The organism is Micromonospora reichwaldensis, from assembly GCF_031845925.1.
Lineage (GTDB): Bacteria > Actinomycetota > Actinomycetes > Mycobacteriales > Micromonosporaceae > Micromonospora > Micromonospora reichwaldensis.
In genome coordinates, this window is record NZ_JAVRFL010000031.1 from 71,415 (window position 1) to 85,750 (window position 14,336).

Below are 14,336 nucleotides of genomic sequence, written 5' to 3' on the forward strand. Positions count from 1 at the left end.
GACGTCGTCGGGGACAAACCCTGGCCCGACCCGGAGCCGGCGGGCGGGTCGGGCCGGCCGGAGGTCAGGGGCGCAGCGCCAGGTACCCGCGTTCGGCCGCCTCCTGGATCAGCCACTGGTCCCGGTACCAGCCGGGGGCGGCGACCAGTTCGGCGTGCCGGCCGTGCTGGGCCACCCGCCCGGCGTCCAGCACCACGATCTCGTCCAGCTCGGCGAGCCCGCTGAGCCGGTGGCTGATGAGCAGGACGGAGTGCCCGGCCGGGGCGGCCGCCAGCGCGGAGGCGAGCACCGCGTCGGCGGCGGCGGGATCGAGCCCCTCGGTCGGCTCGTCGAGCACCAGCACTCCCGGCGCCGCGAGCAGCGCCCGGGCCAGCGCGAGCCGCTGCCGCTGGCCGCCGGAGAGCTGGCCGCCCTCCTCGCCGACCACGGTGTCCCAGCCGTCGGGCTGCTCGTGCACCCAGTCCAGCAGCCCGGCCGCCGCGGTCGCCGCCGCCAGCTCCTCCTCGCCGGCGGCGGGCCGACCGAGCAGCAGGTTCTCCCGCACGGAGGCGTGGAAGACGTACGCCTCGGCGAGCAGTCCGCCGACGGCGCGGGGCAGTTCCTCGGCCCGGTACGCCGACAGTCCGCGCCCGTCGAGGGTGATCCGGCCGTGCGCGGGGCGCACCGCGCCGGTGAGGACGGCGGCCAGGGTGCTCTTGCCGGCGCCGCTGGGCCCGACCACCGCGACCCGGCGACCGGGCGGCAGGTCCAGGCTGAACCCGTCCAGGGCGGGCGGGGCGCCCTGCCGGTACCGGACGGTGACCTCCTCGAACCGGACGTCGTACGGCCCGGGGCCGACCTGCGCGCCGTCGGAGGTGGCCGGACCGGCCGGGGCGTCCAGCAGGGCGGCGACCCGGGTCAGGCCGGTCCGCAGCTGGGTCCACTGCCGGGCGGCCCCGACCAGGGCCAGGGCGATCTCGACGGCGGCGAGCGTGCCGACCGCCAGGACGCCGACCAGCACCCCGTCCACGTCGTCGGCGAGCGCGGCGAGCACCACCGCGCCGGCGGTCAGCCCGGCCACGAGCACCCCCGCCGCGTCGACGGCGAAGCCCGTGGCGGCGAGCCGCCGCTCCAACCGGGCCAGCCGCCGGGCCCGTGCCCCGGCCGCCTCCAGCGCGTGCCCGGTGGCGCCGAACGCGGCCAGGTCGGCGGCGCCGTGGGTGAGGTCGACCGCGTCGGTGGCGAGGGCGCCGCGCAGCGGCGCCAGCTCGGCGGCGGCGCGCCGGGTCAGCGCGGTGGCCAGTGCGGGCAGCGCCACCCCGGCGACCAGCAGCCCGACCGCGAGCACCCCGGCGGCGGCCGGCGACATCAGCGCCGCCCCGCCGACCGCGAGCACGCTGACCAGCGCCGCCGCCGAGGCCGGCACCAGCACCCGCAGCAGCAGGTCCTGGACGGCCTCCACGTCGGAGACGAGCCGGCTCAGCGCGTCGCCGGAGCGCTGCCGGGCCGTCGGGCGGGCGGCGAGCGTGCCGAAGACCCGGGCCCGGACGTCGGTGATCAGCCGCAGCACGGCGTCGTGCCCGGCGAGCCGTTCGGTGTAGCGGAGCACGCCCCGGCTGATCGCCAGCGCCCGGACCGCCACGATCGCCACGGTGAGGCGGTCCAGCGGGGGCTGGCCGGCGGCGCTCATCAGCAGCCAGGTCGCGGTGGCCATCAGGGCGAGGCCGGCGAACTCGGTGGCGGCGGCGAGCAGCCCCGCGCCGAGCAGCCGGTTCAGGTACGGCCGGGCCAGCCGTAGCACGGCCCGCTCGGCGGAGCCGGCCCGCCCCGGCCCGGTCCGGGCGTCGGCGGCGGTGCCGGGGGCGTGGGTGGGCCGGGCGTCGGCGGGAGGGCGGTCGTCGGTCATCGGGTGGCCTCCCCGGCCGCCGTGGGCGTCAGCTCGGTGACCCGGCCGTCCTCGATGCGCAGGATCCGGTCCGCGTCGGCGAGCAGCGCCGGCCGGTGCGCCACCAGCAGCGCCGTCCGCCCGGCCACCAGCCGGCGGGTGGCGTCGAGGACGACCGCCTCGGCGGCGGTGTCCAGCCGGGCGGTCGGCTCGTCGAGCAGCACCACGGGCGCGTCCCGCAGGAACGCGCGGGCCAGCGCGACCCGCTGCCGCTGCCCGCTGGAGAGGCCGTGCCCGCGTTCGCCGAGGACGGTGGCGAGCCCGTCGGGCAGCCCGGCGACCACGTCGTCCAGGGCGGCGTCGTGGACCGCCGTGGCGAGCGCGGCGTCGGGGGTGTCCGGCGCGCCGAGCCGGATGTTGTCGGCCAGCGGGGCGGCGAAGAGGTGGGCCCGCTGCGGCACCCAGGCCACCTGGCGGCGCCAGCCGTCGGCGTCGGCGTCGGCCAGGTCGACCCCGCCCACGGTGACCCGGCCGGCGGTCGGGGTGACGAAGCCGAGCAGCAGGCCGAGCAGGGTGCTCTTGCCGGCGCCGCTGGGGCCGATCACGGCGACGCGCTCGCCCGGGCGGATGGTCAGCGTGACGTCGCGCAGGGCGGTGGTCCGCTCGTACGCCACGGTCACCGCCTCGAACCGGATCTCGCCGCGGCCGTCGGGGACGGCCGCGCCCGCGCCGCGCGCCGGCGCGGGGGCGGCGGCCGACAGGGTCAGCGCCTCGTCCAGCGCGGTGAGCCCCTCCATGCTGGCGTGGAACCGGGCGCCGGCCGCCCGCAGCGGCAGGTACGCCTCCGGGGTGAGCAGCAGCACCAGCAGCGCGGTCTGCAGGGTCAGCCCGCCGCCGAGCAGCCGTAGGCCGACCGGCACGGCGACCAGCGCCACCGAGAGGGTGGCCACCAGCTCCAGCACCAGGGCGGACAGGAACGCGATCCGCAGCGTCTTCATGGTCGCGACCCGGTGGCCGTCGGCCATCCGGCGGACCACGTCGGTCTGCGCCCGGGCCCGGCCGAACGCGCGCAGCGTGGGCAGGCCGGCGACCATGTCGAGGAAGTGCCCGCCGAGCAGGGAGAGCCGCCGCCACTGCCGCTCGGTGGCGGCCTGCGCCTGCCAGCCGAGCAGCGCGCCGAAGATCGGGATCAGCGGCAGCGTCACCGCGATGATCAGTGCCGAGCTCCAGTCGGCGAGGAAGATCCGGGCCAGCACGGCGAGCGGCACGGTGACGCTGAGCACCAGCTGCGGCAGGTAGCCGGTGAAGTACGCGTCGAGCGCGTCCAGCCCGCGCCCGGTCAGCGTGGCGAGCTGCCCGGCGCGCTGTCCCGCGACCCAGCCGGGGCCGTGCCGCCCGACCGCCCCGAGCAGGTCGGCCCGCAGTGCCGCCTTGACCGTCGCCGCGACCCGGGCCGAGACCGTGCCCTGCGCCCAGACCAGCAGCGAGCGGGCGGCCACCGCGGTGGCGAAGCCGGCCAGCGCCGGCCGGTCGAGCCGCCCTTCGAACGCGGTGGCCAGCAGCGCGGCCAGCGTCGTGGCCTGCGCGACGACCAGCCCCGCGGCCAGCACGCCGAGCAACGCGAGCACGGCGAGGTCGCGCCGGGCCCCCGGGACCCGACGCAGCAGACGCGGGTCGAAGGGACGGCGGTTCACCAGTACACCGGTGCCCTGCCGTCGGTCCGTCCCCGGAACACCCACCAGCACATCGCCTGAAAGCCTAGTAGGGCCGGCAGGAGCGGCAGCGTCACCCAGCTCAGCAGCCGCAGCGTGGGGGTGCTCGCCGCCGCGTCGGCCACGGTCAGTGACGCGCCGGGGTCGACCGTGGAGACGAGCGCGTAGGGCCAGATGGTCGCGCCGGCCAGCGCCACCGGCAGCGCCAGCGACGCGCAGGTGGCGGCGAAGGCCAGCCCCGGCCGCCGCCGGGCGAGCGCCGTCCGGGCCGTCAGCAGCGCCGCGACCAGCAACGACAGCAGCAGTACGCCCACCACCGGCTGCCGTGCGGCGGCGCGTACGTCGGCGGAGAGCAGGCCGAGGACGGTGGCCGCGCCGACGGTGGTGAGCGCCACCGGGACGAGCCGGGCGGCCAGTCGCCCGACCGGCGCGGCGTCGGCGGCGGGCAGCCGGAGCGTGAGGAAGGTCGCACCGTGCAGCGCGACCAGCGCGACGACGGCGAGCCCGGCGGCGGCCACGAACGGGGTGAAGAGGTGGGTCACCCCGGCGACGTGGCCGTCGGCGCGCAGCGGTACGCCCTGGAGCAGCCCGGCCAGCACGGCACCCCAGCCGAGCGCGGCGAGCACGCTGCCGACGACCACGATCCGGTCCCACCAGGCGCGGGCCCGCTGCCCGTCGGGGCGGCTGCGCAACTGCACGCCGGCGGTCACCAGGATGACCCCGGTCAACGCGGCGAGCACCGCCGGGTAGAAGCCGGAGAGCAGTTCCCCCTCCAGCACGGGGAAGGCGCCGAACAGGATGCCGACGGCGGCCACCAGCCAGACCTCGTTGCCGAGGAAGAACGGGCCGACCGCGTTGAGCGCGGCGCGGCGGCGGGCGGGGTCGGCGCCCCGGGCGAGCAGCAGGCCGACGCCGTAGTCGTAGCCGCCGAGCACCAGGTAGACGGCGAAGAAGAGGCCGAGCAGGGCGTACCAGGCGAGTTCCACGGTCGTCTCCTCAGGCGAAGGCGGGCTCGGGGTGGGGGTCGGCCGGCGGCTGGTCCGGTTGCCGGCCCAGGGCCGGGTCGTGCGCGCCCCGGGCGGCGTGCCGGGCCAGCAGCACCCAGTTGGTGACGGCCAGCGCGCCGAGCAGCAGGCTGAAGCCGATCAGCGAGGTGAGCATCAGCCAGGGGCTGACCGGCGACACCGCCTGGTCCACGGGCAGCAGCCCGTACGCGGCCCAGGGCTGGCGGCCGACCTCGCGGGCGATCCAGCCGAGGATCATCGCGACGAACGGCAGCGGCAGGGCGAACTGGAGGATCCACAGCGGGACGCGCAGCCGGATCACCCAGTCCCGCCAGAGCAGCGGGAGCATCAGCCAGAGCAGGCCGAGGGTGAAGCCGATCAGGATCATGAAACCGAGGCCGACGTCGGCGAGGGCCGGCGGGGTGTAGTCGCCGGGGCCGAACCGGGCGGTCCAGTCGGCGATCAGCGGCGCGGCGGCGGGGTCGTCGCCGAACTTGGTGGGCTGCACGTCGCTGATCGCGAAGAACTGGGCGAAGCCGAAGCCCTGCACGAAGAAGATCGCCACCGCCGAGGTGATCAGGCCGATGCGGAGCCCCTTGCGGTGCAGGGCGAAGTCGTCGGTGCGCCGGACCAGGTGCCACGCGCTGACCGCCGCCATCAGCATTCCGCCGACGAGCAGCGCCGCCGTGACCACGTGCCCGAAGGCCACGCGGAAGGTGGGGTTGTCCAGCAGCGCGGAGAAGTCGGTGAGGTGCGCGACCCCGTCGCGTACCTCGTAGCCGACCGGGTTCTGCAACCAGGAGTTCGCCACCATGATCCAGAACGCCGAGGCGTACGCGGTGATCGCGACGCCCCAGAGCAGGGCGAGGTGGACGCCCCGACGCAGCCGGTGCCAGCCGAAGATCCACATGCCGAGGAACGTCGACTCCAGGAAGAACGCGACAAGCGTCTCGATGGCCAGCGGCGCGCCGAAGACGTTGCCGACGTAGCGCGACAGCCCGCTCCAGTTCAGCCCGAACTGGAACTCCATCACGATGCCGGTGGCGATGCCGAGCACGTAGTTGATCACGTAGAGCTGGCCCCAGAAGCGGGTCAGCCGTTCGTAGACCGGCTTGTTGGTGATCACCCAGGCGGTCTGGAGACCGACCAGCAGGGTCACGAGGCCGAGGGTCACCGCCACGAAGAGAAAGTGGATCGAGGTGGTGGTGGCGAACTGCAGGCGGGCGAGGAGCAGGGTGTCCATGGCCGGCTCTCCGTACGGTTGGCTCACTTGTCGTAGCGAGCCTACACGTAGATTGCCTACGCATAACTACTATGGCCCGTCGTAGACGATGCTACGACGTTTTGTAGTAGCCGTGGGGGAGGGTGGGGCGCCGGGCGGTTCGCGTACGCGGGCGGTCCGGTCCCAGCATGTCCGGCGGCGATCCACGCGGCGGTAACTCCACCGTGCGCGGGAGCGCGCCGGCGGTCCCCTGGTGCCACCGAGGGAAGCGGGCGGCGCGGGGGCGGGCCGGCGCCCGGTCAGCTCAGGAAGAGGGAGACCGGCAGGGCGGCCACGTTGGTCGCCACGGTCAGCGCGGCGGCCCCGAGCAGCCGGGGCGGCCGGTCGGCGACCAGGAGCCGCTGCACCCGGACGTCGAGGTCCCGGTCGCCCAGCCCGAGCGTGCCGGCCGGAGTCACCCGGTTGCCGGCCGCGGCGAACCGGCGCAGCGCGCCGGCCAGCGGGGCGTCGGCGTGCGCCTCCCGGGCCTTGTCGTCGGCCCGCATCTCGACCAGCAGGGCGACCCGGTCGTGCGCCTCGCGGACCCAGGCGAACCAGGGCAGCGCCCGGCTGAGCGCGGTGAACGGCAGCAGCACCAGGTCGTGCCGTTCCTGGGCGTGCGCCCGCTCGTGGGCGAGCACGGCCGCCAACTCGGCGCTGTCCAGCAGGTCGAGCGTGCCCGCGCTGACCACCACGCGGGGCTTCATCCCGGGCAGGCAGTACGCCGCCGCGCTCGGATGGTCCAGCACCAGCGCCCCCGGCACCGTCGGGTCCCGGCGGGCGACCAGAGCGAGCAGGTCCCGGTGCCGGCGCTGGGCGCGTACGGTGCCGTGGATGCTGCGGACGGTGGTGGTCAGCAGCACCGCGCCGATGCCGAAGCCCACCCCGACGGCGGCCAGGTGCGGCGCGCCCAGCCCGACGGGCAGGGTGCCGTGGGCGAGGTCGGTGGCGAGGGCGACCAGCGCGCTGCCGGTCGGGCGGTCGTAGGCGGACAGGCCCAGCGCCATCGGCACGCCCATGGCGGAGAGCCCGAGGGCCAGCCCGACCGCCTGCCAGCAGACGATCGCGACCCGGGGACTGCGCCACGTCCAGGTGGAGCGGGCCAGCACCTGCGCGGTCAGCCAGCAGGCCAGCATCGACGCGGCGAAGTGCAGGGCGTACGCCACGACCGTCGCCCTACCTGTCCGCTGCCTTGCCGGTCCGGGGCGGCAGGCCGTCGACCGACGGCGCCTCGACCCGGTCGGTCAGCGCGCTCCCGTCGTGCCCGGTCCCCTCGGCCTCGGCCCCGAGGGCGGCGCGCAGCACCTCGGCCTCGGTGCCGGTCACCGACCGGGCGAAGCGCACCAGCGCGGCGTCCCGGCTGCCGCCGAGGTCGAGGGCGTCGAGCATGAGCTGGGCGATGTACGCCTCGCGGCTGGCGGCGGCCCGGTAACGCCAGGCCCGCCCCTCCCGCTCGCGCTGCACCATGCCCTTGCCGGCGAGCCGGTCCAGCACGGTCATCACCGTCGTGTACGCCAGCTCGCGGCCGTCCAGCGCGTCGGCCACCTCGCGCACGGTGATCCCGTCCGACGTGCCCGGGACCGAGTCCCACAAGACGTCCATCACCGCACGTTCGAGATCACCAAGCCGAGTCACGCCGCAATCCTACCCCCCGTAGTAGACCCGCCCCGCCCCGCACACCGGACCACCCCAGCCATCCACGGCAGCACCCCAGGCTGAACCCACCCGAGGCAGCACACCTGAGCTGAGCTTTCCCACGAACCTGTCCACGAACGGTTCTCTGGGGAAGCCCCGCCCGCGCAGGGATCAAGCCTGACCGCCCGGAGCGGGCGGGGCTCCCCGGAGAACCCCAGGACAGCGACCAGTCACACCCCCTTGGGGTGCCAGACCGTCTTCGTCTCCAGCAGCGTGGTCATCCGGGTGATGCCGGGGTCGGCGGACCAGTCGTGGTCGGCCGGGGCCGGCCGGAGCACCCGCTTGAGGTTCTGCGCCGCCTTGACCTCCAGCTCCGTCGCCAGCTCGGCGTCGGCCACCCCGGTCAGGTCGATGGCGTTGACGTCCATGTGGGCGGCCAGCGCCGGCACGGTCTCGGCGATCCGGCCGGTGAGCAGGTTGACCACGCCGCCGGGCAGGTCGGAGGTGGCGAGCACCTCCGCCAGGGTCACGGCCGCCAGGGGCTGCGTCGGCGAGGTCGCCACGACCACGGTGTTGCCGGTGACGATCGCCGGGGCGATCACGCTGACCAGGCCGAGCAGCGCCGGGGACTCGGGGGCGACCACGGCCACCACGCCGGTCGGCTCGGGCGCCGACAGGTTGAAGTACGGCCCGGCGACCGGGTTGGCGCCGCCGTACACCTGGGGCAGCTTGTCGGACCAGCCGGCGTACCAGACCCAGCGGTCCACGGCCGCGTCGACCTCGTCGCCGGGCACGCCGAGGGCGACGAACTGCTCGCGCCGCCCCTCCAGCATCTCGGCGACCCGGTAGAGGATCTGACCCCGGTTGTACGCCGTCGCCCCGGCCCAGCCCTTCACGGCGGCGCGGGCGGCGACCACGGCGTCCCGCGCGTCCTTGCGGGAGGCGAGCGACACGTTGGAGTCCTGCACGAGATACGACCGTCCCGACTCGCTGCGCGGGAACTTCCCGCCGATGAAGAGCTTGTACGTCTTGCGTACCGCGACCCGCTCAGACATTGAGGTAGCCCTCCAGCCCGTGCCGGCCGCCCTCGCGACCGTAGCCCGACTCCTTGTAGCCGCCGAACGGCGAGGTGGGGTCGAACTTGTTGAACGTGTTGGCCCAGACGACGCCGGCGCGCAGCCGGTCGGCCATCCACAGGATGCGGGAGCCCTTGTCGGTCCAGATCCCGGCCGACAGCCCGTACGGCGTGTTGTTGGCCTTCTCGACGGCCTCCGCCGGGGTGCGGAACGTCAGCACGGACAGCACCGGGCCGAAGATCTCCTCGCGGGCGATCCGGTGCGCCTGGGTGACCCCGGTGAAGATCGTCGGCGCGAACCAGAAGCCGCGCTCCGGCAGCTCGCACGGCGGCGACCAGCGCTCGGCGCCCTCGGCGGACCCGGCGTCGGACAGCTCCCGGATCCGCGCGAGCTGCGCGGCCGAGTTGATCGCGCCGATGTCGGTGTTCTTGTCCAGCGGGTCGCCGACGCGCAGCTGGGCCATCCGCCGCTTCAGCGACTCCAGCACCCGGTCGGCGACGTTCTCCTGGATCAGCAGCCGGGAGCCGGCGCAGCAGACGTGCCCCTGGTTGAAGAAGATCCCGTTGACGATCCCCTCGACCGCCTGGTCGACGGGGGCGTCGTCGAAGACGATGTTGGCCGCCTTGCCGCCCAGCTCCAGGGTGAGCTTCTTGCGGGTGCCGGCGACCGAGCGGGCGATGGCCCGGCCCACCTCGGTCGAACCGGTGAAGGCGACCTTGTCCACGCCCTGGTGCTCGACCAACGCGCGGCCGGTCTCGCCGGCGCCCGTGACGATGTTGACCACGCCGGCGGGCAGGTCGGCCTGCTGGCAGATCTCGGCGAAGAGCAGTGCCGTCAGCGGCGTCGTCTCGGCCGGCTTCAGCACCACCGTGTTGCCGGCGGCGAGCGCCGGGGCGATCTTCCACGCCAGCATCAGCAGCGGGAAGTTCCACGGGATGACCTGCGCGGCCACGCCGAGGGGGCGCGGGTTCGCGCCGAAGCCCGCGTGTTCCAGCTTGTCGGCCCAGCCGGCGTAGTAGAAGAAGTGCGCCGCGACCAGGGGCAGGTCGACGTCGCGCGACTCCTTGATCGGCTTGCCGTTGTCGAGCGACTCCAGCACGGCCAGCTCGCGGGAGCGCTCCTGGATGATCCGGGCGATCCGGAAGAGGTACTTCGCCCGGTCCCGGCCCGGCATCGGGCCCCAGACCTTCTCGTACGCCTGGCGGGCGGCGCGGACGGCGCGGTCCACGTCCTGCGCGCCGGCCTCGGCGACCTCGGCGAGCACCTCCTCGGAGGCCGGGTTGACCGTCTTGAACGTGCCGCCGTCGGTGGGATCCACGAACTCCCCGTCGACGAAGAGCCCGTAGGAGGCTTTCAGGTCCACCACCGAGCGGGACTCGGGGGCGGGTGCGTATTCGAACATCGGCTCTCAGTCCAGGGTGAAGTAGTCGGGACCGGAGTAGGTGCCGGTCGTCAGCTTGGTGCGCTGCATGAGCAGGTCGTTGAGCAGGCTGGAGGCGCCGAACCGGAACCAGTCCGGGTCCAGCCAGTCCGCGCCGACGGTCTCGTTGACCATCACCAGGTACTTGATGGCGTCCTTGGTGGTCTTGATGCCGCCGGCCGGCTTCACGCCGACCTGCCGGCCGGTGGCGGCCCGGAAGTCGCGGACGGCCTCCAGCATGACCAGGGTCACCGGCGGGGTGGCCGCCACCGGGACCTTGCCGGTGGAGGTCTTGATGAAGTCGCCGCCGGCCAGCATCGCCAGCCAGGAGGCGCGCCGCACGTTGTCGTACGTGGCCAGCTCGCCGGTCTCCAGGATGACCTTGAGGTGCGCGTCGCCGCAGGCCTCCTTGGTGGCCACGATCTCGTCGTAGACCTCCTGGTAGCGGCCGGCGAGGAAGGCGCCCCGGTTGATCACCATGTCGATCTCGTCGGCGCCGGCCGCCACGGCGGCCCGGGTGTCGGCGAGCTTGACCTCCAGCGGGGCCTGGCCCGACGGGAAGGCGGTCGCCACGCTGGCCAGGTGCACGCCGCTGCCGCGCAGCACCTCGGCCACGTGCGGGACCATCGCCGGGTAGACGCAGACCGCGCCCACGTGCGGGCAGGACGGGTCGGCCGGGTCGGGGCGCAGCGCCTTGGCCGCGAGGGCCCGCACCTTTCCCGGGGTGTCCGCCCCTTCGAGGGTGGTCAGGTCGACCATCCGGATCGCCAGGTCGATGGCCTGGGCCTTGGCGGTGGTCTTGATGGAGCGGGTGCCGAGCTGTGCCGCCCGCTGCTCCGCGCCGACCTGGTCCACGCCGGGCAGGCCGTGCAGGAAGGTCCGCAGAGCGGTCTCGGATCGTCCCAACTCGGAGAGCTCCGACCGGGCCGACGTCGCTGTCGCCGTCATGCCCCGAAGTCTACGCACCCGGCCGGACAGTGATCTTGGTCACCGTGCCGTCGCCGGCGCGGTGGTGAGCGAGGTCGCCGGTCCGGCCGCACCCGCAGTGCCGGGACGGGTGGACCGGTAGGTTGAGCGATCGTGGACGTACACGTCATTGACCATCCGCTCGCCCAGTCGCGGCTGACCGCCATGCGGGACGCGCGCACCGACTCCTCCTCGTTCCGGGCGGCGCTGCACGAACTCACCACCATGCTGGTGTACGAGGCCGCGCGCTCCTTCCCCGTCGAGAAGTACCCGGTGCAGACCCCCGTCACCGGCACCGAGGGCACCCGGCTGGCCAACCCGCCGCTGCTCGTACCGGTGCTGCGGGCCGGCCTGGGCATGGCCGACGCCGCGCTCGGCCTGCTGCCGGAGTCCTCGATGGGCTTCGTCGGCCTGGCCCGGGACGAGGAGACGTACGAGCCGCGCGCCTACATGGAGTCGCTGCCGCGCGACCTGAGCGGCCTGCCGGTGCTGGTGCTCGACCCGATGCTCGCCACCGGCGGCTCGCTGGAGCACTGCTGCCGGCTGCTGGCCGACCGGGGCTGCACCGACATCACGGTGCTCTGCGTGCTCGCCGCGCCCGTCGGCATCGAGCGGCTGGAGCGCTCCGGCCTGCCGCTGCGCCTGGTCACCGCCTCGATCGACGAGGGGCTCAACGACAGCATGTTCATCGTGCCGGGGCTCGGCGACGCCGGCGACCGCCAGTTCGGCGGCATGCCCCGCTTCTGACACCGCTACCGCTCCGCCCGCACCGGCACCTCGGGCGGGCGGAGCGGGCGGCCTTCCCCCGCCGCCCGCTGGTGAATTCTCGTTCTTCCTCCGGCTCCCCGGTAACGATCTGACCCGTCCGGAACACATACCTGGTGTCCCTGTCAGGAACTCCGGTCGGGAGATCGATTGATGAGACCCGCAAGCGAGCGGGACGAGGGCTGGTTCACCAACCTCTATGCCACGCACTACCCGGACATCGTCAGGTACGGCCTGCGTCGGCTGCCCGACGGCGATGCGGCCGCCGAACTCGCCCAGGACGTGTTCGTGGTGGTCTGGCGGCGCCGGAGCGAGGTGCCCGAACGCGCCCTCCCGTGGCTCTACGGCGTCGCGCGACACGTCGTGGCGAACCGGTGGCGGGCCCTGCACGGCAGCCCGAGTCTGCTCCCGCTCGCCGAGGCCGACCAGGTGCCGACACGACTCGCCGAGCCCGAGGCCACGACGCCGGTGCTCGACCTGCGTCGGGCGCTGCGCGCCCTGCCCGAGGCCGACCAGGAGATCCTCCGCCTGGTCGGCTGGGAGGACCTGAGCGTCGCCGATGCCGCCGTCGTCCTGCACTGCACCCGGACCGCCGCCGCCGTGCGGCTCTACCGGGCCCGACGCCGCCTGCGGTCCGTCCTGGCAGCTCCGAACCCGGCCCGCGCCGCCCGGCCGGCGAACGCCCACGCCTGAGAGGAGCATCATGAACACGCAGCAGCAGATTCGGGATGTCCTGGGACCGGCCGACCCGGCGCGAAACGCCCTGGTGGCACCATCGCCGCTCTCCGCGCACGACGTGATCCTCCGCGCGGAGGAGGCGGGCCCGGAGGTGCCGGCGCGCCGGCCCGCGAGCCGGCGCGCGGTCCTGATCGGCGCGGCCGCCACAGTGACCCTGGTCGGGTCCGCCGGGTTGGTGCAGGTGCTACGGGACAGGCCGGTGCCCGCCCTGCCGGCCGCACCGCAGCCGGTCGACGGGGTCGTGCTCCAACCGGTGTCCTACGAGATCAACGCCGCCGAACCGGCCGGGCCGCACCTGCGGGCACTCGCCGCGCGGCTCGTGGACGCACCGTACGACCAAGCGGGGGGTCGCTTCATCTACCACCACACCAAGTCCTGGGGCGGTGTGAGCGCGTTCTCGCCCGAGCGCCACATGAAGAGCTACGTGGAGGAACGTCGCAACTGGGCGGCGCGCGACGGTCGCCGGTGGGGGAAACACGACGTCCTGGGGGTCGAGTATCCCGACGCGGCCTCCCGGGAGTATTGGTCCACGCGGAATCCGACGCGCACGGCGACGCCCCACCCCAGCGCGACGTCGGCGCCCAGCGGGGAGCTCCGCGAGCACCCACCCCAGAAGCTCGGAAAGCTGCCCGGCGATCGGGCGGCGCTCACCCGCATGCTCCGGAACGAGCAATCGGCGGGACACGTGGCCATGGCGGTGCAGGGAGTCTTCGTTACCCACGTGGTGCCCCGGCAGGCCCGGGCCACCATCCTCGCCATTCTTGCCGACAAGCCCGGCTTCGTGTGGCGCGGGCAGGTCGTCGACCGGGCCGGCCGCTCGGGGCTGGCGGTCACCGCTGACCTGACCCCACCGGCGGGAGAGTACCCGCAGCGGGCGCAGATGTTGCTGGTCTTCGACCCGTCGACCGGTGAGCTGCTCGCTTACGAGTACCTGGAGCTGGCTCCCCGGCGTCGCGTTCTGCACTATCTGTTGTTCCTCCGGACCGGTCGTACCGACACGCTCGGCTGAGCACCGTGCCCGTTGGGGCGGGTGGAGTTGGCACCCCCACCCGCTCCGGCGACGGTGGCGACGGGCAGGCGTGCGGAGGGCGGCGGCGCGCCATCGGCGTCGAGTTGGTGCGCGGGGGTGCCCGCACCCGCTAGCGTGTCCGGCCATGACTGGTGTTGCTCTCGCCGAAGAGCTGCTTCTCCTCGCGTACGACGACGAGACCGGCAAGGCGACCATGCCGCGGATCAGCCTCGACCTGGGGATGGCCGCCGCGGTGCTGATCGAACTGGCCCTGGCCGGGCGGATCGCGTACTCCGAGGGGTCCCTGACGGTGGTCGACCCGACGCCCACCGGCGAGCCGCTCGTCGACGGGGTCCTCGCCCGCATGGCCGCCGACACGCCGCACAGCCCCTCGTCCTGGGTGCAGCGGCTGCGGCACGGCCTGCGCGACAAGATCCTCGAGACCCTGTGCGCCCAGGGCGTGGTGCGCGACGTCGACGAGACCGAGCTGGGCTTCATCCACGTGCACCGCTACCCGACGGTGGACCCGGCCGTCGAGGCGGACACCCGACGCCGGCTCGCCGAGGCGCTGGCCAGCGGCGAACTGCCGGACGAGCGGACGGCGGCCCTGGCCACCCTGGTCGCGGTGCTGCGGATGGAGCCGGCGCTCGGCCTGAGCGGTGACGCGGCCCGGGAGGCCCGGCAGCGGCTGGAGGAAATCGCCGGCGGCTCCGGCTTCTCCGGCACCGTCAGCCTGGACGACTCCGTGGTCCGCCCCTCCGTCGGCCTCGTCGTGGCCGCCCTGGCCAGCGCCGTGAACGCCGCCCTGGGCCCCCGCCGCTAACCACCCGACCTGCCCCACCCGACCCGACCCCACCCCACCCACCCATGCCCTGCCCCATCCCCC

At 74.6% G+C, this 14,336-nt stretch carries 13 protein-coding genes; 4 read left to right on the forward strand and 9 right to left on the reverse strand.

Annotated features, from left to right (window positions below):
* Positions 1-64: 64 nt before the first annotated feature.
* The 9 genes from cydC to deoC form a co-directional block, all read right to left on the reverse strand.
* The gene (gene cydC / locus RM555_RS23350; protein WP_311413740.1) at positions 65-1,885 is read right to left on the reverse strand and encodes a thiol reductant ABC exporter subunit CydC; all 1,821 of its coding nucleotides are present in this window, start codon (positions 1,883-1,885) and stop codon (positions 65-67) included.
* Positions 1,882-3,558, reverse strand: coding sequence for a thiol reductant ABC exporter subunit CydD (gene cydD, locus RM555_RS23355; protein ID WP_311413741.1), 1,677 nt, complete (start codon positions 3,556-3,558; stop codon positions 1,882-1,884). The genes cydC and cydD overlap by 4 nt, the downstream gene beginning before the upstream one ends.
* Positions 3,555-4,562, reverse strand: a complete 1,008-nt coding sequence (locus RM555_RS23360; RefSeq protein ID WP_311413742.1) for a cytochrome d ubiquinol oxidase subunit II — start codon at positions 4,560-4,562, stop codon at positions 3,555-3,557. Before RM555_RS23360 ends, cydD begins: the two co-directional genes overlap by 4 nt.
* 10 nt (positions 4,563-4,572) lie before the next feature.
* A complete protein-coding gene (locus tag RM555_RS23365; protein WP_121396649.1) occupies positions 4,573-5,823 on the reverse strand; it encodes a cytochrome ubiquinol oxidase subunit I in 1,251 nt (416 codons plus the stop codon).
* Positions 5,824-6,101: 278 nt separating this feature from the next.
* Positions 6,102-7,007 carry a M56 family metallopeptidase gene (locus RM555_RS23370; protein WP_311413743.1) on the reverse strand — a complete coding sequence of 302 codons (906 nt, stop codon included), beginning with the start codon at positions 7,005-7,007 and terminating at the stop codon, positions 6,102-6,104.
* Positions 7,008-7,017: 10 nt separating this feature from the next.
* Complete coding sequence (locus tag RM555_RS23375) at positions 7,018-7,476, reverse strand: BlaI/MecI/CopY family transcriptional regulator (protein WP_311413744.1); 459 nt, start codon at positions 7,474-7,476, stop codon at positions 7,018-7,020.
* Positions 7,477-7,706: 230 nt separating this feature from the next.
* The gene (locus RM555_RS23380) at positions 7,707-8,531 is read right to left on the reverse strand and encodes an aldehyde dehydrogenase family protein (protein ID WP_311413745.1); all 825 of its coding nucleotides are present in this window, start codon (positions 8,529-8,531) and stop codon (positions 7,707-7,709) included.
* Positions 8,524-9,954, reverse strand: a complete 1,431-nt coding sequence (locus RM555_RS23385) for an aldehyde dehydrogenase family protein (RefSeq protein WP_311413746.1) — start codon at positions 9,952-9,954, stop codon at positions 8,524-8,526. The genes RM555_RS23380 and RM555_RS23385 overlap by 8 nt, the downstream gene beginning before the upstream one ends.
* 6 nt (positions 9,955-9,960) lie before the next feature.
* Positions 9,961-10,920 carry a deoxyribose-phosphate aldolase gene (gene deoC, locus RM555_RS23390; RefSeq protein ID WP_311413747.1) on the reverse strand — a complete coding sequence of 320 codons (960 nt, stop codon included), beginning with the start codon at positions 10,918-10,920 and terminating at the stop codon, positions 9,961-9,963.
* A gap of 132 nt (positions 10,921-11,052) precedes the next feature.
* Between deoC and upp the strand changes: the two genes are divergently transcribed.
* From upp to RM555_RS23410, 4 genes are all read left to right on the forward strand, one after another.
* Positions 11,053-11,685: a uracil phosphoribosyltransferase gene (upp, locus tag RM555_RS23395; RefSeq protein WP_311413748.1), complete on the forward strand. Its 633-nt coding sequence runs from the start codon at positions 11,053-11,055 to the stop codon at positions 11,683-11,685.
* Positions 11,686-11,856: 171 nt separating this feature from the next.
* On the forward strand, positions 11,857-12,396 hold the full coding sequence (locus tag RM555_RS23400) for an RNA polymerase sigma factor (RefSeq protein ID WP_311413749.1): 540 nt from the start codon (positions 11,857-11,859) through the stop codon (positions 12,394-12,396).
* A 10-nt stretch (positions 12,397-12,406) separates the two neighbouring features.
* Positions 12,407-13,450: a CU044_5270 family protein gene (locus tag RM555_RS23405; protein ID WP_311413750.1), complete on the forward strand. Its 1,044-nt coding sequence runs from the start codon at positions 12,407-12,409 to the stop codon at positions 13,448-13,450.
* Between the two features lie 145 nt (positions 13,451-13,595).
* Positions 13,596-14,273: a GOLPH3/VPS74 family protein gene (locus tag RM555_RS23410; RefSeq protein ID WP_311413751.1), complete on the forward strand. Its 678-nt coding sequence runs from the start codon at positions 13,596-13,598 to the stop codon at positions 14,271-14,273.
* Positions 14,274-14,336: the final 63 nt, after the last annotated feature.